Source organism: Nonomuraea sp. NPDC050451, assembly GCF_044458585.1.
In genome coordinates, this window is record NZ_JBITHZ010000015.1 from 196214 (window position 1) to 218970 (window position 22757).

General features: G+C 73.3%; 23 protein-coding genes and 1 pseudogene. 11 read left to right on the forward strand and 13 right to left on the reverse strand.

Annotation, left to right across the window (positions count from 1 at the left end; translation table 11 throughout):
• Positions 1-16: 16 nt before the first annotated feature.
• Positions 17-127, reverse strand: coding sequence for a three-helix bundle dimerization domain-containing protein (locus tag ACIBI9_RS37360; RefSeq protein ID WP_397229488.1), 111 nt, complete (start codon positions 125-127; stop codon positions 17-19).
• Positions 128-164: 37 nt separating this feature from the next.
• Positions 165-524 carry a luciferase family protein gene (locus ACIBI9_RS37365; RefSeq protein WP_397229305.1) on the reverse strand — a complete coding sequence of 120 codons (360 nt, stop codon included), beginning with the start codon at positions 522-524 and terminating at the stop codon, positions 165-167.
• Between the two features lie 224 nt (positions 525-748).
• Here ACIBI9_RS37365 and ACIBI9_RS37370 point away from each other — a divergent pair, with 224 nt between their 5' ends.
• The 3 genes from ACIBI9_RS37370 to ACIBI9_RS37380 all read left to right on the forward strand — a co-directional run bounded on the left by ACIBI9_RS37370 (position 749) and on the right by ACIBI9_RS37380 (position 4860).
• Complete coding sequence (locus tag ACIBI9_RS37370; RefSeq protein ID WP_397229307.1) at positions 749-2152, forward strand: alkaline phosphatase PhoX; 1404 nt, start codon at positions 749-751, stop codon at positions 2150-2152.
• A gap of 245 nt (positions 2153-2397) precedes the next feature.
• Complete coding sequence (locus ACIBI9_RS37375; protein WP_397229309.1) at positions 2398-3816, forward strand: amidase; 1419 nt, start codon at positions 2398-2400, stop codon at positions 3814-3816.
• An 84-nt stretch (positions 3817-3900) separates the two neighbouring features.
• On the forward strand, positions 3901-4860 hold the full coding sequence (locus tag ACIBI9_RS37380) for a hypothetical protein (RefSeq protein WP_397229311.1): 960 nt from the start codon (positions 3901-3903) through the stop codon (positions 4858-4860).
• 7 nt (positions 4861-4867) lie between these two features.
• Here the strand turns inward: ACIBI9_RS37380 and ACIBI9_RS37385 are convergent, their stop codons facing one another.
• A complete protein-coding gene (locus ACIBI9_RS37385; protein ID WP_397229313.1) occupies positions 4868-5263 on the reverse strand; it encodes a substrate-binding domain-containing protein in 396 nt (131 codons plus the stop codon).
• On the opposite strand from ACIBI9_RS37385, the gene ACIBI9_RS37390 reads away from it, so the two are divergent.
• Genes ACIBI9_RS37390 through ACIBI9_RS37400 form a run of 3 tightly spaced genes read left to right on the forward strand, consistent with a single transcriptional unit; the run spans position 5256 to position 5732 of the window.
• Positions 5256-5408, forward strand: a complete 153-nt coding sequence (locus tag ACIBI9_RS37390) for a hypothetical protein (protein ID WP_397229315.1) — start codon at positions 5256-5258, stop codon at positions 5406-5408. The two genes, ACIBI9_RS37385 and ACIBI9_RS37390, sit on opposite strands and share 8 nt — an antisense overlap.
• Complete coding sequence (locus ACIBI9_RS37395) at positions 5395-5580, forward strand: hypothetical protein (protein ID WP_397229317.1); 186 nt, start codon at positions 5395-5397, stop codon at positions 5578-5580. The genes ACIBI9_RS37390 and ACIBI9_RS37395 overlap by 14 nt, the downstream gene beginning before the upstream one ends.
• 17 nt (positions 5581-5597) lie before the next feature.
• The gene (locus ACIBI9_RS37400) at positions 5598-5732 is read left to right on the forward strand and encodes a hypothetical protein (RefSeq protein ID WP_397229319.1); all 135 of its coding nucleotides are present in this window, start codon (positions 5598-5600) and stop codon (positions 5730-5732) included.
• 204 nt (positions 5733-5936) lie between these two features.
• Here the strand turns inward: ACIBI9_RS37400 and ACIBI9_RS37405 are convergent, their stop codons facing one another.
• Positions 5937-6767: a trypsin-like serine protease gene (locus ACIBI9_RS37405; RefSeq protein ID WP_397229321.1), complete on the reverse strand. Its 831-nt coding sequence runs from the start codon at positions 6765-6767 to the stop codon at positions 5937-5939.
• Between the two features lie 130 nt (positions 6768-6897).
• On the opposite strand from ACIBI9_RS37405, the gene ACIBI9_RS37410 reads away from it, so the two are divergent.
• The 3 genes from ACIBI9_RS37410 to ACIBI9_RS37420 are packed head-to-tail and all read left to right on the forward strand — an operon-like array spanning position 6898 to position 9920.
• A complete protein-coding gene (locus ACIBI9_RS37410; RefSeq protein ID WP_397229323.1) occupies positions 6898-8043 on the forward strand; it encodes an acyl-CoA dehydrogenase family protein in 1146 nt (381 codons plus the stop codon).
• 40 nt (positions 8044-8083) lie between these two features.
• The gene (locus ACIBI9_RS37415; RefSeq protein WP_397229325.1) at positions 8084-9115 is read left to right on the forward strand and encodes an acyl-CoA dehydrogenase family protein; all 1032 of its coding nucleotides are present in this window, start codon (positions 8084-8086) and stop codon (positions 9113-9115) included.
• 16 nt (positions 9116-9131) lie between these two features.
• Positions 9132-9920, forward strand: a complete 789-nt coding sequence (locus ACIBI9_RS37420) for an enoyl-CoA hydratase-related protein (RefSeq protein WP_397229327.1) — start codon at positions 9132-9134, stop codon at positions 9918-9920.
• A gap of 3 nt (positions 9921-9923) precedes the next feature.
• Here the strand turns inward: ACIBI9_RS37420 and ACIBI9_RS37425 are convergent, their stop codons facing one another.
• The 6 genes from ACIBI9_RS37425 to ACIBI9_RS37450 all read right to left on the reverse strand — a co-directional run bounded on the left by ACIBI9_RS37425 (position 9924) and on the right by ACIBI9_RS37450 (position 17711).
• Positions 9924-10427, reverse strand: a complete 504-nt coding sequence (locus ACIBI9_RS37425; RefSeq protein WP_397229329.1) for a cupin domain-containing protein — start codon at positions 10425-10427, stop codon at positions 9924-9926.
• 23 nt (positions 10428-10450) lie between these two features.
• Positions 10451-11050, reverse strand: a complete 600-nt coding sequence (locus ACIBI9_RS37430) for a TetR/AcrR family transcriptional regulator (protein WP_397229331.1) — start codon at positions 11048-11050, stop codon at positions 10451-10453.
• A 96-nt stretch (positions 11051-11146) separates the two neighbouring features.
• Complete coding sequence (locus tag ACIBI9_RS37435; RefSeq protein WP_397229333.1) at positions 11147-12679, reverse strand: aldehyde dehydrogenase family protein; 1533 nt, start codon at positions 12677-12679, stop codon at positions 11147-11149.
• 14 nt (positions 12680-12693) lie between these two features.
• A complete protein-coding gene (locus ACIBI9_RS37440) occupies positions 12694-13848 on the reverse strand; it encodes an NAD(P)/FAD-dependent oxidoreductase (RefSeq protein ID WP_397229335.1) in 1155 nt (384 codons plus the stop codon).
• A 65-nt stretch (positions 13849-13913) separates the two neighbouring features.
• On the reverse strand, positions 13914-14870 hold the full coding sequence (locus ACIBI9_RS37445; protein ID WP_397229337.1) for a LysR family transcriptional regulator: 957 nt from the start codon (positions 14868-14870) through the stop codon (positions 13914-13916).
• Positions 14871-14879: 9 nt separating this feature from the next.
• Positions 14880-17711 carry an FAD-binding and (Fe-S)-binding domain-containing protein gene (locus ACIBI9_RS37450; RefSeq protein WP_397229339.1) on the reverse strand — a complete coding sequence of 944 codons (2832 nt, stop codon included), beginning with the start codon at positions 17709-17711 and terminating at the stop codon, positions 14880-14882.
• Positions 17712-17779: 68 nt separating this feature from the next.
• Here ACIBI9_RS37450 and ACIBI9_RS37455 point away from each other — a divergent pair, with 68 nt between their 5' ends.
• Positions 17780-19186 (forward strand): 2-oxoadipate dioxygenase/decarboxylase family protein, encoded by a 1407-nt coding sequence (locus ACIBI9_RS37455; RefSeq protein ID WP_397229341.1) that lies wholly within the window; start codon positions 17780-17782, stop codon positions 19184-19186.
• Between the two features lie 38 nt (positions 19187-19224).
• Here ACIBI9_RS37455 and ACIBI9_RS37460 read toward each other — a convergent pair whose 3' ends face one another.
• The 3 genes from ACIBI9_RS37460 to ACIBI9_RS37470 form a co-directional block, all read right to left on the reverse strand.
• A complete protein-coding gene (locus ACIBI9_RS37460; RefSeq protein WP_397229343.1) occupies positions 19225-19980 on the reverse strand; it encodes a GntR family transcriptional regulator in 756 nt (251 codons plus the stop codon).
• 171 nt (positions 19981-20151) lie between these two features.
• Complete coding sequence (locus ACIBI9_RS37465) at positions 20152-21042, reverse strand: citryl-CoA lyase (RefSeq protein WP_397229345.1); 891 nt, start codon at positions 21040-21042, stop codon at positions 20152-20154.
• Entirely contained in the window at positions 21039-22256 is a 1218-nt protein-coding gene (locus ACIBI9_RS37470; RefSeq protein WP_397229347.1) for a CaiB/BaiF CoA transferase family protein, read from the reverse strand. The genes ACIBI9_RS37465 and ACIBI9_RS37470 overlap by 4 nt, the downstream gene beginning before the upstream one ends.
• Positions 22257-22411: 155 nt before the next feature.
• Here ACIBI9_RS37470 and ACIBI9_RS37475 point away from each other — a divergent pair.
• Positions 22412-22753, forward strand: a pseudogene (locus ACIBI9_RS37475) (alcohol dehydrogenase catalytic domain-containing protein); the annotation flags it as partial.
• Positions 22754-22757 lie beyond the last annotated feature (4 nt).

A 22757-nucleotide genomic window follows, 5' to 3' on the forward strand; every position in this document is an offset into this window, starting at 1 on the left:
GGGAGAGCGTCACCCGTCAGATGGTGCCGCCGCGCAGCAGTTCCTTGGAGTCGTGTTCCACCAGCACCGGGATGAAATCGCGCACCGGGCTGTTGGCGAATCGGTCATTAGAGCACTTTTTCGGTATAAATCAGTCACCATGGGCGGGCGGCCCATGCCCGATATCAGGCGACCTCCGACGCGGCGTGCTCCTTGATCGCCACGCTGGTCAGCGCCAGCAGCAGATCGAGGTCCGGCTCGGCCTCGACCCTCAGGGTCACCCACGCGTGGTCGGCACCCACCTGGACCTGATCGCAGTCCCGCAGGTACGGCTCCAGCCGCCCGATCGCAGGCTCCGTCAGGTGCAGGCGCACCTCGTCCGCGCCGGTCAGGCGCAGGATCTCGGTGCCGCGGACGGCGAAGGTCACGCCACGCCTGGTGTCGCTCATCTCCAGGGCCGGCCAGGACAGCAGCTGGGCCACCGCCCGGGCCACGTACGGCCCCCGGCGCCCGGTCGATCGCCGCCTGGCGGAAATGACTGTCACGCTTCCATGCTGCTGCACCGCACCACGGACCCGCCATCGTCCGTTCTTCAACTGTTATCCGCGTCGTGAGAAATCCGAACCCCGCCCGGCTCCCCGGAGCGACGGACCGGATCGGGTATTCATCCGGCGTTCATCATGCGGACTGCGGGCGGCGCGGCGGCCGTCTCCGTGGCATCGTTGGGTCGGCTGGTGTACAAGCGCCCAGACGCTAGAGGAGATGTCCCGTGTCCTCACCCGTTTCCCGTCGTTCCTTCCTCGGCCGCACGGCGGCCGGCAGCCTTGGCATCGCGTTAGCCGGCAGCATCGAGACCATCGCGGGCCCGGCCGCGCTCGCCGCCACCCGGCCCCCGCTCGGCTACGGCCCGCTGGTCCCCGACCCGGCCGGCATCCTGGCCCTGCCCGCGGGGTTCTCGTACCGCGTCGTCGCGGAGGCGGGGGTGACGCTGCTGGAGAGCGGCGAGCCGACCCCGAGCGACGCCGACGGCACCGCGAGCTTCCCGCGCGGGCGGGGTGCCACGCTGGTCAACAACCACGAGATCGGAGGCAGCGAGCCGTATCGGGTGCCGGCGCTGCCCGGCCTCACCTACGACCCCGGCGCCGGGGGCGGCACCACGAACATCGACGTGGACGCGCACGGCGAGCGGATCCGCGAATACGTCAGCCTGGCCGGCACCCACAACAACTGCGCCGGTGGCAAGACCCCCTGGAACACCTGGCTGACCTGCGAGGAGACCGAGCAGCGCGCCGGCGGGGCCTACCAGAAGGACCACGGCTACGTCTTCGAGGTCGACCCGTTCGACCGCGAGGCCAACCAGGACCCGGTGCCGCTGAAGTTCCTCGGCCGCTACTCGCACGAGGCCGTCGCCGTCGACCCGAGGACGTCGGCGATCTACCTGACCGAGGACGCCGGTGGGCCGAACGGGCTGTACTACCGGTGGACCCCGCCGAGGAGGTTCCACGGTCGTAAGGGCGCGCTGCGGGCGCTGGCGCTGTCCGAGGGCGGCGACACCGCGGGCAAGCTGGAGGCGCTGAGCTGCTACCGGGACGACACGCACGTCGCCGACCTGTCGGAGGCGACCGAGCCGGGCACGCGCTTCAAGGTCCGCTGGGTGGAGGTGCCCGACCGCGACGCGAAGACCCAGTCGGTACGCCTGCAGTTCGCCAACGACCAGGTCACCCGCAGCCGCAAGCTGGAGGGCGCCTGGTGGGGCGACGGGGGCGCGTACTTCGTGGCCAGCTACGCGCGGCACACCGACGGCAGCGTCAACGAGCACGACGGCCAGGTGTGGTTCTACGACCCGCGCACCGAGACGGTCACACTCAAGGTCATCTTCGGCGTCAACCCCGACCCCAGCCAGGACACCAACTACGACGGGCCCGACAACATCACGGTCTCCCCGTACGGCGGGGTGATCCTCGCGGAGGACGGCGAGGGCATCCAGCACCTGGTGGGCGTCAGCGCGCACGGCAAGTCGTACCCGCTGGCACGCAACGACCTCAACGACAGCGAGTTCACCGGCCCGACCTTCAGCGCCGACGGCCGCATCCTGTTCGCCAACATCCAGTCGCCCGGCCACGTCTTCGCCATCACCGGCCCGTGGCGGCGCTCCGCGCACGCCGACGACTGACGCCGGCCCGTCCTCCCGGCGCGACGCGCCGGGAGGACGGAGAAAACCGCTCGACGGCCCTGGGCGGCGCCCGCCACCATGGTCGTGATGTACCGAGCGTAGAAGCACCTCGATCACAGCAGGCGATGGTCCCGCGACCATCGCCTCTGTTCAGGCTGTTCGTCGTCGGCGGCGCCCCGGGCGCCGCCCACCGCCACATGTGATCGAGGTCGCGGGCGTCGAGGACGCCCAGAAAGAGGCTCTTCATGGAGCTCCACGAATACGCGAGGTATGACGCCGTCGGGATCCGGGACCTGATCAGGTCGGGCGAGGTCACCGCCGGCGAGGTCGAGGCCGCCGCCAGGCGGGCCCTGGCGCGGGCGGACGCGCAGGTGAACGGCCTGGCCCTGCCGGTGTTCGAGCCGGCGCTGGACCATGCCGGGGACGGGCCGTTCGCCGGGGTGCCGTTCCTGATCAAGGATCACGGGCCGGTGGCCGAGGGGGTGCCGTTCACCCTTGGCAGCCGCGCCCTGCCGGGCATCGTCGCCAGGCGCGACACCGGCCTGATGGCCCGCTTCCGGGCGGCCGGCCTGGTCACGCTGGGCCTGACCACCGTCCCGGAGCTGTGCCTCAGCTTCTCCACCGAATCACTCAGGTACGGGCCCACCCGCAACCCCTGGGACCTGGACCGGGGCGCGGGCGGGTCGAGCGGCGGCGCGGCCGCCCTGGTCGCCGCCGGCGCCGTGCCCGTCGCGCACGCCGGCGACGGGGCCGGGTCCATCCGCGTCCCGGCCTCCTGCTGCGGGCTGGTCGGGCTCAAGCCGAGCCGCGGCCGGATCACCTGCGGGCCCGACGCGGGCGAGGCGATGCTCGGCATGTCGTACGAGTTCGCGCTCACGCGGACCGTCCGCGACGCCGCGCACCTCCTGGACGCCGTCCAGGGACCCGGCATCGGTGACAAGTACACCGCGCCACCCCCACGCGGCCGGTACGCCGACGAGGTCGGGGCCGATCCCGGCCGGCTGAGGGTGGCGGTGACCACCAAGGCCTGGTCGGGGACCGAGGTGGACGCCCGGGTGGCCGAGGCGGCCCTCCGGGTGGGCCGGGCGCTGGAGCGGGCCGGGCACGACGTCACCGAGGCCGCCCCGGCCGTGGACGGGGAGGCGGTCATGCGGAGCTGGGTGGCCGAAAGCGTGGCGATCGCCTCCACGCTGCTCCTGGCCCCCAGGCAGCCCGACCCGGCCCGGATGGAGGCCGTCTCCCGGCGGGCTCTGCGGGTGGCGCGGGAGTACACCGGGCTGGACCTGCTGTCCGCCTTCGACGCCCAGAACCGGGTCACCCGCTCAGTGGGCGCGTTCTTCACCGAGCACGACCTGCTGGTCACCCCGACGCTGGCCCGCCTGCCCGCGCCGCACGGCACGCTGCGGTACGACGATCCCGAGCACACGCTGACGAGTTGGCTGGAGTCGCTCGACGGCTACGGGCCGTTCACGGTGCTGTTCAACATCACCGGGCAGCCCGCGATCAGCCTGCCGCTCGGCCACGCCGACGGGCTGCCCGTCGGCGTGCAGATCGTCGCCCCTTACGGCCGCGAGGATCTGCTGTTCCGGATCGCCGCCCACCTGGAACAGGCGATGCCCTGGAAGGACCGGACCCCTCCGATCTTCGTGGGAAACCGTTCCTAGGTGCCGAACGGCACGGTCGCCGGGGCCAAGAGGTGCCGAACGGCATCTGGCCCCGGCGACCGGGCCCCCGGAAGGCTTGATCGCATGGAAACCCTCACTTCTGGCCGGCGCGGCTACGCGGCGGCGCTGTGGGCGCTGGGCTACGGCCTGCTCGGGGCGGCGTGGGCGCTCGGGACGCCCGGCTTCCCCTGGGGCGCCTCGGACCCCGACCCGGACGGGGCGCTGTCCGTCCTGGCCGGCACGACGCCGAGCTTCGGCTGGTGGATCGCCGCTTTCGCGCTGCTCGCCCTGGTGACGGCGCTGGCGCTGGCCCGCGGCGACGGCGGTCGCGCCCCGCTCTACGTGGCCTGGCCGATCGCCGTGCTCCTGATCCTGGTCGTCCCCGACTCCCGGCTCATGATGGGCCTGGCCTACACGCCTCTCCTGCTGGTCGCGCCGCTGTTCGGCTGGAGCCTGGGCGGCGCCACCCTCGCCGACGCCTGGCCGTGGCCGGTGCTCAACCAGCTCGTCTGCGTGCTCGGCGGGCTGCTCCTGGCCGCCGCGGCGCTGGCGTACGGCCGCGGCCGGGGTGCCGCGCGCTGGTTCACCCCCGAGCGGGGGCGCCGGGCCGTGTACGTCGCGGTCGCGGTGCCGCTGGTGTACTGCCTGACCAGGTGGGCCTGGGCCCTGGGCATCCCGCTCGGCGTGAGCCCGGAGTTCCTCGCCCAGGGGGAGGACGGTCTGTGGCTGGCCGGCGCGTACCTGGCGACCTTCGGCGCGTTCGGCGGCGTCCTCACCCTCGGGCTGACCCAGCGGTGGGGCGAGGTCTTCCCGCGCTGGATCCCCGGCCTGCGCGGCAGGCGGGTGCCGCCCCTGCTGGCGGTCATCCCCGCCGGGTTCGTCTCGATCATCGTCACCGTGGCCGGGCTGACCTACATCAGGGCGACGATCGCCGGCCGGTTCACCCTGGACGAATGGGGCGCCTGGCTCCCGGAGTGCTTCTGGCCGATCTGGGGCGCCGCCCTGGCCACCGCCGCGATCTGCTACTTCCGGCGCCGCTCCTGACGGCGGGTCACTGCGGCCAGGTGGCGGTGCGGGCGGTCAGGGCCGGGGCCTCCTGGTAAAGGAGGTCGAGGAAGGCGTCCACGGGCTTCGTGGACACGCGTCCCGCCTTCCGGTAGACGCGGATCTCCCGCTGCCACAAGGGGGCCGGCAGCGGCCGGGTCACCACGTCGTCCCCGAACACCGCGACCTGCGCGGCGAACGCGCCCAGGATCGCCACCCCGAGACCGGCCCCCACCATGGCCGAGATCGTGGTGGCCTGCGCGATCACCATGATCTCGACGGGGTCGGCGCCGACCCGGTCGAGCCGGTCGCGGTAGTCGGCCCAGCCGCCGTACGGGTCACCGGTGACGATGACGGTCTCGTGGGACAGCAGCCTGAGGTCGACAGGCGAGGCCGTGGCCAAGGGGTGGCCCTTCGGGGCCACCAGCACGATCTTCTCGATCTGGCACGAGGGCTGGAAGGCCGTGGCCTACCACGAGCGCGGCACCTCCTACGTACCACAGCGCGGCCTCGCCCAGGAGGCGGCGGAGCTTCGTGCTTTACCCTGAGATGAGCCGCATCCCGGGCGGCGTCACTCCGCTGATCTACGACCGCTCGTACCGCATCGACGCCGAGGTGCGGCTGCGGGAGGGCGACGAAGGCGTGCTGATCTCACAGGGCGACGTGAACGGCGGTCATGTCCTGTACGTGGCCGAGGGCCGGCTGCCGCCCGCTACCTGATCGGCTGGCAGGGCCTGGTGCTGGGTCGCGACGCGCTGTCGCCGGTGAGCTGGGACTATCCGCGCGGTTTCCCCTTCACCGGCACGATCGAGCGGGTACGCGTCGAGCTGGACGGCGACGTCCCGGAAACCGTCCACGAGACGTTCGACTGACGGGGAGTAACCGGGCGCGCTCGTGACCTGCTCTTGGCGTCCGTCTCAGTACGCTCCCGTGCGTGATGGATGACAAGAGCCGGAGCAGGCGGCGGATCAGCATCGACGGAGCGGGCATCGAGAGGCGCAGGACGGCGATCCAGGTGCTGGTGGATCAGGCGCCGCCGCCGGCGGCCGAGCGGGTCCCGATGCCCCGCCCCATTTTCAGCGCGCGCTCGGACGGGCCGGAGTCGCCGCGATCGCCGTTGACTGGGCAGGTCCGGGAAGGGTGACGTACTTGCCGAGGAACTGCCGCGCCGAGGCGGAGTCCAGGCGGTAGTCGTAGTTGGTCTTCTTGCAGGCGTCGTCCGCACCGGAGATCGTCGTGGCGATGAGCAGGTGCGAGGTGAGCCCGCCCAGGAAGTTCGGGCCGCCCGAGTCGCCGAAGCAGGTGCTCCCGTCGCCCTTGGTGGACATCGAGAGGTTGAGCCATCTCGGGGTCATGCTCTTGTAGGAGATGGTCGCCTGGTGGCGCGTGTCGGTGTAGTGGAAGCGCTGGCCACGCGGCTTCTTCTTGGTGGGCTGGAGCGAGCCGTACCCGACAGGGGTGAAGCGTGCGGACTCCAGCTTGTTCTCGGCCTTGAGGACGTCGAGCAGGCCCGCGGCCGGCAGCTGGGCGGGCTTGATGTTCAGGACGGGCTTGTTGAAGATGACGACGGCCATGTCGTGCAGGTCGGACTTCTTCGAGAATCGTGGGTCCGGGATGTAACGGCCGCTGTAGACCTGGGACCCGCGCTTGTAGTGGTCGGCGAAGGAGACCGTGGCCGTCTTCTGCTTCGGCTCACCGCAGTGGGCGGCGGTGAGGAAGACGGTCGGCGAGATGAGCGTTCCGGTGCAGTACGCCCACGTGCCATCGGGATTCGGCTCATCGGAGATGAGAGCCCCTACTTCCGGGTGGGTGTCACCGTCGGTGGAGCCGTTGGTGATGGCCGCAGCGGGAGTCGCGGTGTACGCCAGCGTCGCGGCGGTAACCAGGACAAAAGGGACATAACGCATTCCCGAAGTTTAGGTGTCAGTGGGTGGTGAACGGCACATATGAGCAAAAGATCTACTCGTTTTCCGGGGGATGGCCAGTTTGGCCGCGTATTTCCCGGAGCGGGGGACATCGCGTATATAAGATCCCCTCGTGAATGCTCAGGCCCTGGCGCTCGGCGCGGTCGCCGGGTTGCCGGAGGGGTTACGGGAGCTCCGGTCGCGGGTCAGGCGGTTCCTCGAAGAGGAGATCGCTGCCGGCGGTTTCGCCCCCGAGGCCGACGCCTGGATGTCGGGCGTCGATCCGGCCTTCAGTGGCCGCCTGGCCGGGCGCGGCTGGGTGGGGATGACGATCCCCGCGGCGTACGGCGGGCACGGGCGGACCGCGCTGGAGCGATATGTGGTGACCGAGGAGCTTCTGGCCGCCGGGGCGCCGGTGGCCGCCCATTGGATAGCGGACCGGCAAATCGCACCCAGCATCCTGCGTAACGGCACAGAACAACAAAAACATAAGTATCTCCCGCATATCGCTCGCGCCCAGAGTTTCTTCGCGATCGGCATGTCCGAGCCCGACTCGGGTTCGGACCTGGCCTCGGTCCGGACCCGGGCCGCCGAGGTCGAGGACGGCTGGCGGCTGACGGGCGCCAAGGTGTGGACCAGCGTGGCGCACATCGCCACGGCGGTGGTCGTCCTGGCGCGCACCGACGACGCCGGCGACCGCCACGCCGGGCTCTCCCAGTTCATCGTGGACCTGCCGCATCCGGCGGTCTCGATCCGGCCGATCATCACCATCGACGGGGCGCATCACTTCAACGAGGTGGTCTTCGACGACGCGGTGATCCCGGCCGGCGGCCTGCTGGGCCGCCGGGGGGACGGCTGGCGCCAGGTCACCGCGGAGCTGGGCAACGAACGCTCCGGCCCCGAACGCATCCTCAGCACGCTGCCCCTGCTGCGGGAGTGGGCCCGCCCGGAGAACCTGGGAGACGACCCGGTCGCGCACGCCGAGCTGGGCCGGCTGGTCTCCCGGCTGGTGGCGCTGCGCCAGCTGTCCCTGTCGGTCGCCGAGCGGCTGTCCAGGGGAGAGAGCCCGGCAGTGGCGGCGGCCCTGGTCAAGGACCTGGGCACGGAGTTCGAGGGCGACGTCGTGGACGCCGTGCGGCGGCACGTCGGCCCGGAGCCGGGCGGCCGGGGGCTCGCGGCCATGCTGGCCAAGGCCGTCCTGCACGTCCCGGCCTTCACCCTGCGCGGCGGCGCCAGCGAGATCCTGCGCTCGATCGTGGCCAAGGAGCTGTCCTCATGACCGGCGACCATCTCCGCGACCTGGCAGGGGAGCTGCTCTCGTGACCGCCGACCATCTCCGCGACCTGGCCGAGGTGGTGCGGGCCCTGCTGGCCGCGGAGCCGCAGGGCCCGGAGCTCTGGACCCGGCTGGAGGAGCTCGGTTTCACCTCGCTGACGGTCCCCGAGGGTCAGGGCGGGAGCGGTGGCACGCTCTCGGACGCCGCCGTGGTGGTCCGCGAGGCCGGCGCGGCCGGGGCGGCGCTGCCCCTGGCCGAGGCCCTGTTCGTCGCGGGCCCGCTGCTCGCCGCGTCGGGGGCCGCCCTGCCGCCCGGGACGGTGACCGCGTACACGGGCGATCTCGTGGCGGAGCCGGGCCCCGGCGGCCGGTGGCGGGTCACCGGCCCGCTGGTCCGCGTGCCCTGGCTGCGATCCGCCGATCACCTGGTGGCCCTGGTCGGCACGCCGGACGGGCCGGGAACCGCCGTACTGCCCGCCCCCGCCGGGCTTTCCCCCGGCGAGAACCTGGCGGGGGAGGAGCGCGACAGCGCCGTGCTCGACGGCGCCGAGGCGGCGGTCACGCCCCTGCCGCCCGGCCCGTGGCGCCACGAGCTGGACCTGCACGGGGCCACGGCCCGGGCGCTGCAGCTGGCCGGCGCCGCCCGCGCCGTCCTGACGCTCACCACGCGGCACATCGCCGACCGGGTGCAGTTCGGCCGGCCGCTGGCCCGGTTCCAGGCGGTCCAGCAGCGGCTCGCGCGGCTGGCCGCCGACGTGGTCACCGTCGAGGTGATGGCGGACGCGGCGGTCGCGGCCCTGAGGCACGGCGCCCAGGACCGGGAGCTCGTCGTGGCCTCGGCCAAGGCCGAGGCGTCCGCGCTGGCGCGGTCGGTGGCCGCCGCGGGCCACCAGCTGCACGGCGCGATCGGGTTCACGGCGGAGCACCGGCTCGGCGCCTGCACCAGGAGGCTGTGGGCGTGGCGCGAGGAACACGGCAACGAGCTCCACTGGCAGCGCAGATGCGCCGATCTGGCGAGAGGATCGGGCGACGTGTGGGAGCTCGTCACCGGCGAGCCCGGGTCGAGGCCCCTTTGACGACAGGAGCAGCATCATGACCGCCGAACCGCCCGCCATCACGACCGTCGGCGACGGGATCGCCCGGCTCACCCTGAACAACCCCCGGCGCAAGAACGCCATCACGCTGGAGATGGCCGCCCTCATCGAGGACTTCTGCGCCCTCGTCCACGGCGACGACACCATCGGAGCCGTCCTCGTCGACGGCGCGGGCGGCTACTTCTGCAGTGGCGCCGACACCCGCGACCTGGCCGCCTCCTCCGCCGATCCCGCCGCGCCCGAGTCGATCGCGCGGACCTCCGCCGTGTACGCGGCGTTCGTCCAGGTCGGGCGGCTCCCGGTGCCCAGCGTGTCCCTGGTGACCGGCGGCGCGGTCGGCGCCGGGCTCAACCTCGCCCTGGCCACCGACCTGATGCTGGTCAGCCATGACGCGGTGCTCGACAGCGGGTTCGTGGCGCGCGGCATCCATCCGGGCGGCGGTCACCTGTCCCTGCTCGGCCGCGCGGCCGGGTATCAGCACGCCATCGCGCTCGGAGCCCTGGGCGCGGCGCTGTCCGGCGCCGAGGCCGTGCGCCGCGGGCTGGCCTGGGACGTGGCCGAGCCGCACGCCATGCTGGACACCGCCACCCGGCTCGTGGCCAGGGCCGCCGCCGACCCCCAGCTGGCCCGGCGGATCAAGCAGAGCGCCACCCTCGAACTCGGCCCGCCCGCGGTGTCCTGGCCGTCGGCGCTGGAGATCGAACGCGGGATGCAGATGTGGTCGCTGGGCCGCAAGGGCGGCCAGGGGTGGGACAGGAAGCCGCCCAAGCCGGTCGTGGAGTCCTGATCGTCAGGCTTGCCCGAGCGAGCGGGCCGCCTTCCACCGCGGGCTGTCGAGGAAGTGGTTGTCGTACAGCTCCTGCGAGTTCAGCAGCTCCTCTAGGCTGGCCTCGCCGGTGCGCAGGCGGGCCAGCAGGCGGAAATACTCGAAGCGCTCCACGCCCGGCGTGATGACGATCAGCAGGTCCGCCTCGGAGCCGGGGGCGGCGGCGAAGGCGTGGGCGACGTTCGGCGGCACCACGGCCATGTCGCCCTCCTCCAGGGTGAGCACCTCGTCGCCCGCCAGCACCTGGGCGGCGCCGCCGAGCACGTAGAACAGCTCGCTGGAGGAGGTGTGCAGGTGGGGCACCGCGCCGTCGGCGCCCGGGGTGAGGGTCATGCGGAGGCTGCTCAGGGCACCACCGGTGGAGCTGGAGTCGAGCAGGAGCCGGCCGGTGGCGGGGGCGTCGTCGCCGCCGATGATCTCGGCGCCGGCCGCCCGCACGACCGCGGTCTCGGGCGTGATGAGCGACATCGTGAGAAGTCCTTCCTGGGGAGTCAGAGGGCGCCGTCGAGGGCGGCGGCGACCAGGCGTTCGGCGTAGGCGCGATCCACCGGGCCGCCGGTGATCAGGACGCGGTAGTACAGGGCCCCGGCGAGCTGCTCCAGCAGCGTCATGGGGTCGACGTCGGGGCGGAGCCGGCCCTCGTCGCGGGCGCGTTCGATGAGCTGGCAGGCCAGCGCGTTGCGGCGGGCGTAGACGTCCCGCTCCAGCTCGCCGACATCGTCGTGACGCGCGGCGGCGGCGACCAGCTCGGCCACCGTCCCCGCCGAGCGGCTCTCCTGGCCGGGCGGCAGGCCCGCGATCCGCATCCGGTTGAGCCCGGCGGCGACCTTCTCCATGTAGTCGGTGAGGTCGCGCCGGATGTCGCCCGTGTCGGTGATCTCGTCGTGGTCCTGCAGCCTGGCCACGACGGCCAGGGCGAGGTGGTCCTTGGTGGGCCAGCGGCGGTACAGCGTGGTCTTGGCGATGCCTGCCTGCTCGGCCACCTCGTCGGTGGACAGGCCGGCGTACCCGCGCCGCAGCAGCAGCTCGGTGGCCGCCAGCAGGACGCGCTCGTCGACCTCGGTGTCACGTGGTCGCCCCCGTGGACTCATGCGGATCCCTCCATTTCGCTACTGGGGTAGCGAAATTCAAGGTACACGGGGGCCGACCATTTACGCAACAGCAGTTTCGTATATGCCCCTGCCGGGTCAGACGGTGAACTCGACTCCCTGGGCCAGCGGCAGCTTGCCGGAGTAGTTGATCGTGTTCGTCGCCCGGCGCATGTAGCCGCGCCACGCGTCCGAGCCCGACTCGCGCCCGCCGCCGGTCTCCTTCTCGCCGCCGAACGCGCCCCCGATCTCGGCCCCGGAGGTGCCGATGTTCACGTTGACGATCCCGCAGTCGGAGCCCTCCGCCGAGACGAACAGCTCGGCCTCGGCCTGGTCGCGGGTGAAGATGCTGGACGACAGGCCCTGGGGGACCGCGTTGTTGAGCGCGATGGCCTCCTCCAGGGTGTCGTACGGCAGGACGTAGAGGATCGGCGCGAACGTCTCCTGGGTCACGATCGGGGTCTGCTCCCCGATCCGCACCAGCGCGGGCTCGGCGTAGAAGGCGTCCGGCGCCTGGTCGGCGAGCCGGCGTCCGCCGCCGGCCACCAGCGTCCCGCCCTGCTCCACGGCGGCCTCCAGCGCGGCGCGCATGGCGGCGTGCGCGCGGCCGTTGACGAGCGGCCCGACCAGGGTGCCCGGCGCCATCGGGTTGCCGATCGGCAGCCGCGCGTAGGCGTCGGTGAGCCGCTCGACCAGCGCGTCGGCGACGTCGGCGTGGGCGATGACGCGGCGCATGGTCGTGCACCGCTGGCCCGCCGTCCCGGCGGCCGAGAACACGATGCCGCGCGTGGCCAGGCCGAGATCCGCGGACGGGCACACCACGGCCGCGTTGTTGCCGCCGAGCTCCAGCAGCGACCGCCCGAACCTGGCGGCGACCCGCGGCCCCACGGCGCGGCCCATGCGGGTCGAGCCGGTGGCGCTGACCAGGGCGACCCCGGGGTGGTCCACGAGCGCCTCGCCGACCTCGGGGCCGCCGATGAGGACCTGGCTCAGGTACGCGGGCGCGCCGTGCTCGGCGGCGGCCCGGTCGAGCAGGGCCGCGCAGGCCAGGGCGGTCAGCGGCGCCAGCTCCGACGGCTTCCAGACGACCGGGTCGCCGCACACCAGGGCGATGGCCGTGTTCCACGACCAGACGGCCGCCGGGAAGTTGAACGCGCTGATCACGCCGACGACGCCCAGGGGGTGCCAGGTCTCCATGAGCCGGTGACCGGGCCGTTCGGAGCTGATCGTGCGCCCGTACAGCTGGCGGGACAGGCCCACCGCGTAGTCGCAGATGTCGATCATCTCCTGGACCTCGCCGAGCGCCTCGGAGGTGATCTTCCCGACCTCCAGGCTGATCAGCGTGCCGAGGTCCGCCTTGTGCGCGGACAGCAGCTCGCCGAACCGCTTGACCAGCGCGCCCCGGGCCGGCGCGGGCACGGTCCGCCAGGCCAGGAACGCCTGCCTGGCCCGCTCCACGGCGGTGTCGACGGCGCCGGGGTCCACCCAGTCCACGGCGGACAGCGGCCCGCCGTTGATCGGTGAGGTCGTCGTGACGCCGCCGCCGAGCGCGTCCACGTCCACACCGCAGCGCTTGGCGGTCTCTCGCGCCATCGCGGCCAGCTCGTCGGCGCCGGGCAGCGTGGTCACCATTCAGGATCTCCTTGTCAGACGATGTTGATCTCGGGCCTGGCCCCGGACAGGGCGAAGCGGCCCGCGTCGAAGCCGGTGACGTCCACGAACGGCGTCCGGCCCAGGTAGAGGTCGCGGACCACCTCACCGACGGCCGGGCTCATCAGGAAGCCGTGGCCGGAGAAGCCGGTGGCGTAGATGAACCGGTCGACGCCGCGGGCGGTCCCGATGAGCGCGTTGTGGTCCGGCGTCACCTCGTACAGCCCGGCCCAGCCGGTGGCGATGCCGGTCTCCATCAGCGCCGGGGCGCGGCGGGCCATGGCCTCGCCGAGCCTGGGCAGCCAGGCTTCGGAGCGGTCGAGCTTGAACCCCGGCGTCTCGTCCGGGTCGGACATGCCGAGGAGCAGGCCGGGGCCCTCGCGGTGGAAGTAGAACGTGGTGCCGAAGTCGATGGTGAACGCCATCGGCGGCAGGTCCGCGACCGGTTCGGTGACCAGGATCTGCCGGCGCAGCGGGTTCACCGGCAGGTCGACGCCGGCCCACTCGCCGACCGGCCGCGACCAGGCGCCCGCCGCGCAGATCACCGTGTCGGTCTCGATGCGGCCGCCCTCGGTCCGGACGGCGACGATGCGGCCGTCCACGGTCTCGATGCCGGTCGCGGCGCAGTTCGGCAGCAGCCGCGCGCCCAGCCGCCGGGCCGCGCCCGCGTAGCCGAGCACCACGGACTCGGGCGTGCAGTGGCCGTCGGTGGGGGAGTAGGCGGCGGCCAGCAGCCCCTCGGTGTCGATCAGCGGCGACAGCTCCTTGGCCTCCCCGACAGAGATCAACCGGCTGGGGACGCCGAGGTCGTTCTGGATCGCCACGTTCTTCTCGAACTCCGCGACCGACTCGGGGGAGTCGAGCAGGAACAGGTAGCCCGGCTTGTGCAGGTCGATCTCCTGCCCGAAGCGCTCGGCGAAGGTCTCGAACGTCTCCAGGCTGCGTACGGCGAGCTCGATGTTGACCCGGTCGGAGAACTGCGCGCGCACGCCGCCGGCCGCCTTCGAGGTCGAGCCGGAGCCCAGCGGCCCCTTGTCGACGAGGACCACGTCGCTCACGCCGGCCGCGGCCAGCGCGTACGCCGAGCTGACGCCCATGGCGCCGCCTCCGATGATGACCACCGAAGCCCGCGGGGGCAGGACACGTCCCATTGATCGGCTTCCTTCCTCACGTACCGCATTCAGGATCGGGGATCGGACAGAGTCGGAGAAAGCGGTCAAGCACCGGCATCTGTGGGTGAGGCATAAGAAGTTCTTATGCTCTCGGGGAGGTCGTCCTCCAGCCGGGCCGCGGCCAGCCGCAGGGAGCAAACGGCGCCGGTCACCGCCGGGTTCGTGCCGGCCGTCCGGTGCACGGCGGCGATGCGCCGGCGGGCCTCGACGCCGCCGAGCCTGGTCGCGACCACGCCCTCGCCGGGAAGGTGCGCCAGCGCCGGGACGAGCGCGACCCCCAGGCCGGAGCGTACGAACCCGTGGATGACGCCGTAGTCGTTGCTGCGGTAGTCGACCTGCGGTTCGTAGCCCGCCCGCGCGCACAGCCGGCGCAGGCAGGAGGCCCCGGAGGTGCCCTCCCGGGTGGACACCCACGTCTCGTGCTTGAGGTCGTCGAGCGCGACCGTGCCGGCGGCGGCCAGCGAGTGCTCCCCGGGCAGCAGGAGCAGCAGCTCCTCCGCCAGGAGCGGGATCTCCCGCAGGTCACGCGGCCAGGCCCGGGGCACCAGGTCGTAGCGGTAGACCAGGGCCAGGTCGAGCTCGCCCGCCCGGACCAGCGGGATCAGCTCGTCGGGCTCCCCCTCGTCGAGCAGGGTCTCCACCGCCGGGTGCGTCTGCGCGTACGCGGCCAGGGCGATCGGCAGCAGCCGCTGGCTCGCGGTGGGGAAGCTGCCCAGCCTGAGCCGGCCGATCGTGCCCTCGGACATGCCGCGGACGTCCTCCTCCAGCGCGTCCAGGGCGGCCAGCACCTCGTACGCCCGAAGCACCAGATACCGGGCGGCCGGCGTGGGCGTGATCGTCTGGGCGCCGCGCTCGAACAGCGGCATCCTGACCGCCCGCTCCAGCGCCGAGATCTGCTGCGAGACCGCGGACCCCGTGTAGCCGAGCCGCCTGGCCGCGGCGGCGAACGAGCCCGCGTTCAGCACGGCGGTCAGCGTCCGCAGGTGGAGCGGGTTGAGCATAAGCAGACCTTACGGCAGCCGGTCGGCGAGGAGCTGGGCCAGGTGCGTGCCCGTCCGAGCCGACAGATCGGCGATCTGGGTGCGGCAGGAGAACCCGTCGGCGAGCACGGCCGTCCCCGGCCCGGCCTGCCGGATCGCCGGGAGCAGCTGGTGCTCCGCCACCGCCACGGACACGTCGTAGTGCCCCTTCTCGACGCCGAAGTTGCCCGCCAGCCCGCAGCACCCGCCCAGCCTGCTCACCTGCGCGCCCGCCTCCCGCAGCAGCCGCAGGTCCTGCTCCCAGCCCATGACGGCGTGGTGGTGGCAGTGCGGCTGGGCCACCACGGTCACCCCGTCGAGCGAGGGCGGCCGCCAGCCGGGCGTGCCGGACAGCAGCTCGGCCAGCGTGCGGGTCATGCGCGCCACCGGCCCGGCCACCGCCTCGTCCAGCAGCTCCAGCGCGTCCGATCGCAGCACGGCCGTGCACGACGGCTCCATCCCCACGATCGGCACGCCCTCCCCGGCGGCCTCGGCCAGCTCGGCGACCGTCCGGCCCAGGACGGTCCGGGCCGCGTCCAGCTGGCCGGTGGAGATCCATGTGAGCGCGCAGCACTGGCGGCGCTCGCTGATCCGCGGCCGGTAGCCGGCGGCCTCCAGCACCTTCACGGTCGCCCGGCCGATCTCCGGCGCGAAATGGTCGGTGAAGGTGTCGACGAACAGCATCACCGGCCTGCCCCCGGTGGGGCTGGACATCGGCCGCCGCCGCTCGAACCAGGCCCGGAACGTCTCCCGCGCGAACTCCGGGAGCGCGCGCCGCCGGTCCACGCCGGCCAGCGCCGGCAGCCCCGGCACCCGCATGAGCGCGTTCGCCGCCCGCGGCATCCTGCTCGCCAGCCGCGCCCAGCGCGGCAGCCGCCCCAGGGAGTAGTGCGCGAGCGGGCGGACGCGCCCCTTGTAGGTCTGGTGGAGCACCTCGGACTTGTACGCGGCCATGTCGATCCCCGTCGGGCAGTCCGAGGCGCAGCCCTTGCAGGACAGGCAGAGATCGAGGGCCTCGTGGACCTCGGGAGAGCGCCAGCCGCCCGTGACGCCGGAGCCGTTGATCATTTCCTGGAGCACGCGGGCGCGGCCCCGGGTGGAGTCCTTCTCCTCCTTGGTGGCCAGGTAGGAGGGGCACATCACCCCGCCGGTCGCGGTGTTGTCGGCCCGGCACTTGCCCACGCCCGTGCAGCGGTGCACGGCCTGGCCGAAGTCGCCGCCGTCGTGGCGGTAGGCCAGGGCCAGGCCCTCGCGCACCGGGCGGGCGGCCGGGATGCGCAGGTCGGCGTCGAGGGGGCGGGGCCGTACGAGCACGCCGGGGTTGAGCACGTCGCCCGGGTCGAAGATCGCCTTGACCCCGGCGAACAGGTCGATCGCCGCCTGCGAGTACATGAGCGGCAGCAGCTCGCTCCTGGCACGGCCGTCGCCGTGCTCGCCGGACAGCGAGCCGCCGTAGCCGGCGACCAGCGTGGCCGCGGCCACCAGGAAGTCCCTGAACTCCTTGGGCCCGCCCGGCCGGTCCAGCGGCACGTCGAGCCGGATGTGCAGGCACCCGTCGCCGAAGTGCCCGTACGGCAGGCCGGTCAGGCCGTGCCCGGCCAGCAGCGCCTCGAAGTCGCGCAGGTAGCGGCCCAGCATCTCGGGCGGCACGGCGGCGTCCTCCCAGCCCGCGTGCGCCGGACGCCCGGCGGGGCTGCGCCCCGACAGGCCCGCGCCGTCCTCACGGATGCGCCACAGCGCCGCGGCCTTGACCGGGTCGGTGACGACCAAAGCGTCCTCGCCGCCGGCCGCCACCCGCGCGGCCCGCTCCAGCACCTCGGCCTCGTCGTCGCCGGCGACCTCGGCGAACAGCCAGGCGGCGCCGCGGGGCAGCGGCGGGACCGCGCCGGGGCCCCGCCGCAGGCGCACCACGTCGACGATGCGCGCGTCGATGCCCTCGCAGGCCGTCGGCCGGTGCGCCAGCACTCCCGGTGCGGCGTCCCCGGCGGCGGCGATGTCGGCGTAGCCGAGCACGACCAGGGCGCGGTGCGCCGGATCGGTCACCAGCCGCACCGTCGCCTCCGTGAGCACCGCCAGCGTGCCCTCGCTGCCCACCAGCAGGCGGGCCACGTCGAATCCCCGCTCCGGCAGCAGGTGTTCCAGCGCGTATCCGGACATCTGCCGCCCGAACCGGCCGAACTCGGTCCTGATCGTGGCCAGGTTCGCCATCGCGAGGTCCCGCACCGCGGCCGGGATGCCCTGGCCGGGCAGGTCCGGCGCGGCGGGGGCGCTCTGGGAGGCCAGGTCCAGCGGCAGGTCCAGGGCGGTCCCGTCGCCGGCCACGGCCTTGAGCCCGGCGACGTTGTCGGACGTGCGGCCGTAGCCGAGCGTCCTGGAGCCGCAGGCGTTGTTGCCGATCATGCCGCCGATCGTGCAGCGGGTGTGGGTGGACGGGTCGGGGCCGAACCTGAGCCCGTACGGGGCCGCCGCCCGCTGCAGGGCCGCCTGGACCACGCCGGGCTGCACCACCGCCGTGCGGGCCTCGGCGTCGACGTGCAGCACCTGGTTCATGTGGCGGCTGAAGTCCAGCACCAGGCCGGGGCCGACCGCGTTACCGGCGACCGACGTGCCGCCGCCGCGCGCGGTGAGGGGGATCTCGTGGCGCGCGCACAGCTCGATCGCCGTGGCCACGTCCTCGGCGGACCTGGGCCGGGCCACCAGCAGCGGCGGCACCCGGTAGAGGGAGGCGTCGGAGGAGTGGAGCGCCCGCGACGTGGAGTCGTCCAGCACGTCGGTGAGCCCGCGACGGCGGAGGTCGGTCGCGAGAGCGGCTGCACGGTCCATGAGTAGCATGCTACATGCGACCCATGTAGCATGCTACTCGCTTCCGACCGGCGAGGAGAGAAGGCACGATGGTCGACGCGACCGCACTCCGGGCGGCTTTCGCCCGGCGCCTGTCAGCGATGTACGGCACCGAGGTCCCCGCGTACAACACGCTCGTCGACGTCGCGCAGGAGGTGAACCGCGAGGTGCTGGCCCGGATGGGCGCCGGCGCCGAACGCCTCGGCTCCATCGGCCGCGTCACCGCCGAGCGGCACGGCGCGATCCGCGTCGGCACCCCGGCCGAGCTGGCGCAGGTGGCGCGGATCTTCGGCGCGATGGGCATGTACCCCGTCGGCTACTACGACCTGCGCGAGGCGGCCAGCAGCTCCGTGCCCGTCGTCTCGACGGCCTTCCGCCCCGTGGACGAGGCCGAGCTGGCCGCCAACCCCTTCCGCGTGTTCACCTCCATGCTGGTGACGGGCGACCGGCGGTTCTTCGGCGCGGACCTGGAGCGCCGGCTCGGCGAGTTCCTGGGGGCGCGCCGCCTGTTCCCGCCGCGCCTGCTCGACCTGGCGGACCGCGCCGAGGCCGAGGGCGGCCTGGACGGCGAGGCGGCCGAGGAGTTCCTGACGCTCGCCACGCGGGCGTTCGAGCTGTCCGCGGAGCCGGTCTCCCGCAGCTGGTACGCCGAGCTCGAACGCGTGTCCGCCGTGGCCGCCGACATCGGCGGCGTGGCCTCCACGCACGTCAACCACCTGACCCCGCGCGTGCTCGACATCGACGCCCTCTACGCCCGCATGAGCGAGCGCGGCATCACCATGATCGACGCCATCCAGGGCCCGCCCCGCTGGGACGGCCCCGACCTCCTGCTGCGCCAGACCTCCTTCCGCGCGCTGGCCGAGCCGCGGCTGTTCAGGGAGGACGACGGCCGGGTCGTCCAGGACGACCTGCGGGTGCGGTTCGGGGAGGTGGAGGCGCGCGGCATCGCCGTGACGCCCGCGGGCCGCGCGCTCTACGACGAGCTGTCTGCCGAGCTGGACGCGGTGCTCGCCGGGCAGCGGGTCACCGCGGAGGAGCGCAACGCCGCCGGGGCCAAGCTGTGGGCGGACCGGGTGCCGGGAAGCGAGGCCGAGCTGGTCGCGGGCGACCTCGCGTACTTCACCTTCCACGTCCTCGACGCGCGCCCCGGCGGCGCCGCGCCCGCCGACCTCGCGACCCTCCTGGCCGACGGATGGGTCGGCGCCCGGCCCATCGTGTACGAGGACTTCCTGCCGCGCTCGGCCGCCGGCATCTTCCAGTCCAACCTGACCTCCGACGGCGCCAAGGACGCGACGGCGGCGGGCGCGGACTTCGGCCCCGAGGCGCTGGCCGGCGTGCTCGGGCGTGCACTGCACGACCCCTACGAGCTGTACGCGTCCATCCGGGCGGCGTCGCTGGCCCGCGTCCGCGACGAGCTCGGCCTGGCCCGGGAGATCACCCTGCCCCCGGTCCGTTAGCTCGGCCTGGCCGGGGAGATCGCCCTGCCCCCGGCTCGCTAGCCCGGCTGCGGCTCCTCGACGATGGACGCCCACAACGCGTCCACGTCGACGGGTTCGCCCTGTGCCCTGGCCGCCTGCCGGGCCAGGATGAGGCCGGTGTTGGTCAGGTGGGCCCGCATCGCGCGCACCGCGCCCTCGGCGTCCGCCGCCGCGACGGCCGCCACGATCGGCTCGTGCTCCTCGTGCACCTGCCGCAGCGTGCGGGAGCGGTCGTCCGTGGACGTGCCGAGGATGCGCATGGTGTCGCGCAGCCCGCCGACGATCGCGCGGGCCCTGCCGTTGCCCGCCGCGACCAGGATGTGGTCGTGCAGCGCCTGGTCGAGCTGGAAGAACAGCGCCTCGTCGGCCGCCTCGACCGCCGCCGCCATCTCCTCCATGGTCGCCCGCAGCGCAGCGCCGAGCCCGGCGGCGTCACCCCTGGCCGCCCGCCGCGCGGCGGGCAGCTCCAGAGCCAGCCGCACCCCGAAGATCTCGACGATCTCCCGTGGATGCGGCAGCACGACGCGGAACCCGCGGTTGCGCTCGACCTGCACCAGCCCCGCCTCGGCCAGGCGCAGCATCGCCTCGCGGACCGGGCTCCTGGAGACGTTGAGCTGCTCGGCCACCTGGTAGACGGAGTAGAGCCGGCCGGGGACCATCGCGCCCGTGTGCACCGCCCGGCGCACCTCGGAGATCACCTGCTCGGCCAGCGACCGGCCCGCGTGCGGCAACGGCTGCAGCTTCAGCTCGGCGTGTTCGCGGGTCGGCGGCATGTCGGCATGTTACCCGTACGGGGCCGGCGGCGATCATGCACCGCCCGGCGGGCGTTTAAGCGCCGTTTCAGCCCCCGGTGCCGAGCGCCGTCCGGGTACAGCGGCCCGTGGGCCGGATCCGGGGTGCCATGTCTCCGCTCGGGTCCCGCGGCGCCGTGTCTCCGCTCGGGGTCATGCCGCTCCGTGGTCACGGTAGGCGGGCAGGTCGCGTGGCTCGGGTCCCCGGTAGGCGGGCAGCAGCGGGGGCGGTATGGGGCCCTTGATGCGGCGGCCCTCCCCGTGCTCCTCCCACGCGTGCGCCAGGACGCCGACCGCGCGTGACACGACGAACAGGCCCCTGCCCAGCTCGGGCGCGAAGCCGAGCTCGCTGTAGACGATGGCGGTGGCGCCGTCGACGTTCATCGGCACCGGCGCCAGCTGCCGCTCGATCTCCAGCCCGATCCGCAGGTACGCGCCCTCGACGACGCCGTCGCGGACCGCGTCCTCGACCGCCCGCACGAGCGGGTCGCGGCGCGGATCGCGCGGGTGGAAGCGGTGGCCGAACCCGGGCACGTACCGCTTGCCGCCCCGATACCCGGCCAGCACCCCCGAGACCGCCTCTGAGACCGCCTCCGCCAGGCCGGCCTCCGTCAGATCGGCGCCCGTCAGATCGGCCCCCGTCAGATCGGCCCCCGTCAGATCAGCGGTGGCCGTTCGCTCGCGGAGGTCGGCGAGCACGGCCATGCACTCCTGGCCCGCGCCGCCGTGCACGTCGCCGAGCAGGCCGATGCCCGTGGCCACGGCGGTGTTGAGGCCGACGCCGCAGGTGGCGGCCATGCGGGCGGCGGCGATCGAGGGTGCCTGCGGCCCGTGGTCGACCCCGGCCACCAGCGCGGCCTCGAACAGCGCGGACTGTCCGGGCGACGGCACCTCGCCGCGCAGCATCAGCCAGATCGTGTCGGCGAACGACAGCCGGCCGATGAGCTGCTCGACGGGATAGCCGTGCAGCCGGATGACGCCGGGGGAGATGTCGGATATGGCGGTGGACCACCACCCGGTCACCTGCTCAGTCGTCGTGCTCATACGGCTCCTTCCTCGTGCAGGCGGGCGATGTCGGTGTCGGAGTAGCCGAGGGTGCGCAGCACCGCGTCGGTGTGCTCGCCGAGCCTCGGGGGCGGGCCGGCGGGGGTCAGGGGGCGGCCGTCCACGTGGGCGGCCCCGCCCAGCAGCACGAGCTCCCCGCCGCCGGAGGCGGGGGAGGGCAGCCGGTGCAGCAGGCCGCGGTGCTCGACCTGCGGCGAGCGCAGCGCCTGCGGGACGGTGACCACCGGCGCCGCGGGCACGCCGGTCGGCAGCAGGATCTCGTCCCACTCGGCCGCCGACCTGGTCTTCAACGTCTTCTCCAGTTCCTCGCGCAGGGCGTCGCGGTGGGCCTTGCGGTCGTCCCTGGTTCGGAAGCGGGGGTCGCTCATGAGCTCCGGCCGGCCCAGCACCCGGCAGAGGGTCTCGAACTGCTCCTGCTTGTTGGCGGCGATGTTGAGCTGGCCGTCGGCGGTCTCGAACGTGCCCGACGGCGCCGACGTACGGTTCTCGTTGGCCATGGCCACCGGCTCCCGCCCGGCGACGAGGTAGTCGGAGACCACCCAGCCCATCCCCGTCAGGGCGGCGTCCAGCATGGACACGTCCAGGTAGGCGCCCTGCCCGGTGCGGAGCTTGCGGTGCAGGGCGGCGGCCACGGCGAAGGCGGCGGTGATGCCCCCGGCGCTGTCGCACACCGGGTAGCCCACCCGCACGGGCGCGGTGTCCGGGGTGCCGGTGACGCTCATGATGCCCGCCAGCCCCTGGATCACCTGGTCGTAGGCGGGTCGCTCGCGCATGGGACCGGTGGCGCCGAAGCCGGACAGCGCGCAGTAGACCAGGCCGGGGTTGAGCTCGCGCAGCCGTTCCCAGCCGAAGCCGAGCTTGTCCAGCACGCCGGGGCGGAAGTTCTCCAGCAGCACGTCGGCCTCGCCGACCAGCCTGGTGAAAACCTCCCGGCCGGAGGCGTGCTTGAGGTTGACGGTGACCGAGCGCTTGCCCGCGTTCTGCGCCAGGAAGGAGACGCCGAGGTTCTCGCCGCTGAGGCGGGGGTCGGCGCCGAGCTGGCGGGCCAGGTCTCCGGTGCCGGGGATCTCCAGCTTGATCACGTCGGCGCCCATGAGGGCGAGCTGGTAGCCGGCGTACGGGCCGGACAGGACGTTCGTCATGTCGAGCACGCGTACGCCGTCGAGCAGCCGCGGTGGCGAGTTGTCGGTCATCGAACCCCTGTCCGTACCGCTATGTGGTCCAAAAATACCGTACAGCGGTTCACGCGGGCGTGTCGATGACCGGTTCGCATGCTTGACACGCCCAGGGAGCGGCCATAGCGTCGCCATTGAATTGGACGGCTCCATCCAAAAAGCCGGAGACTGTGATGCGAGCTCAAGCCGCGATCCTGCGCGACCCGGGCAAGCCGTTCACCGTCGAGGACGTCTCGCTCGCCGCGCCCGGTCCCGGCGAGGCGCTGGTCCGTGTGGCGGGCGCGGGCATGTGCCACACCGACGCGCTGTTCCGGGGCCGGGCGGAGCTGCCGATGCCGATGGTCTTCGGGCACGAGGGCTCGGGGGTCGTCGAGACGGTCGGCCCCGGCGTGACCCGCGTGGCGCCCGGCGACCACGTCGTGATGAGCTACGACTCCTGCGGCTGGTGCGGGCGGTGCGTGACCGGCGCGGCCTCGTACTGCGACGAGTTCATGGCGCGCAACCTCAGCGGAGTGCGCG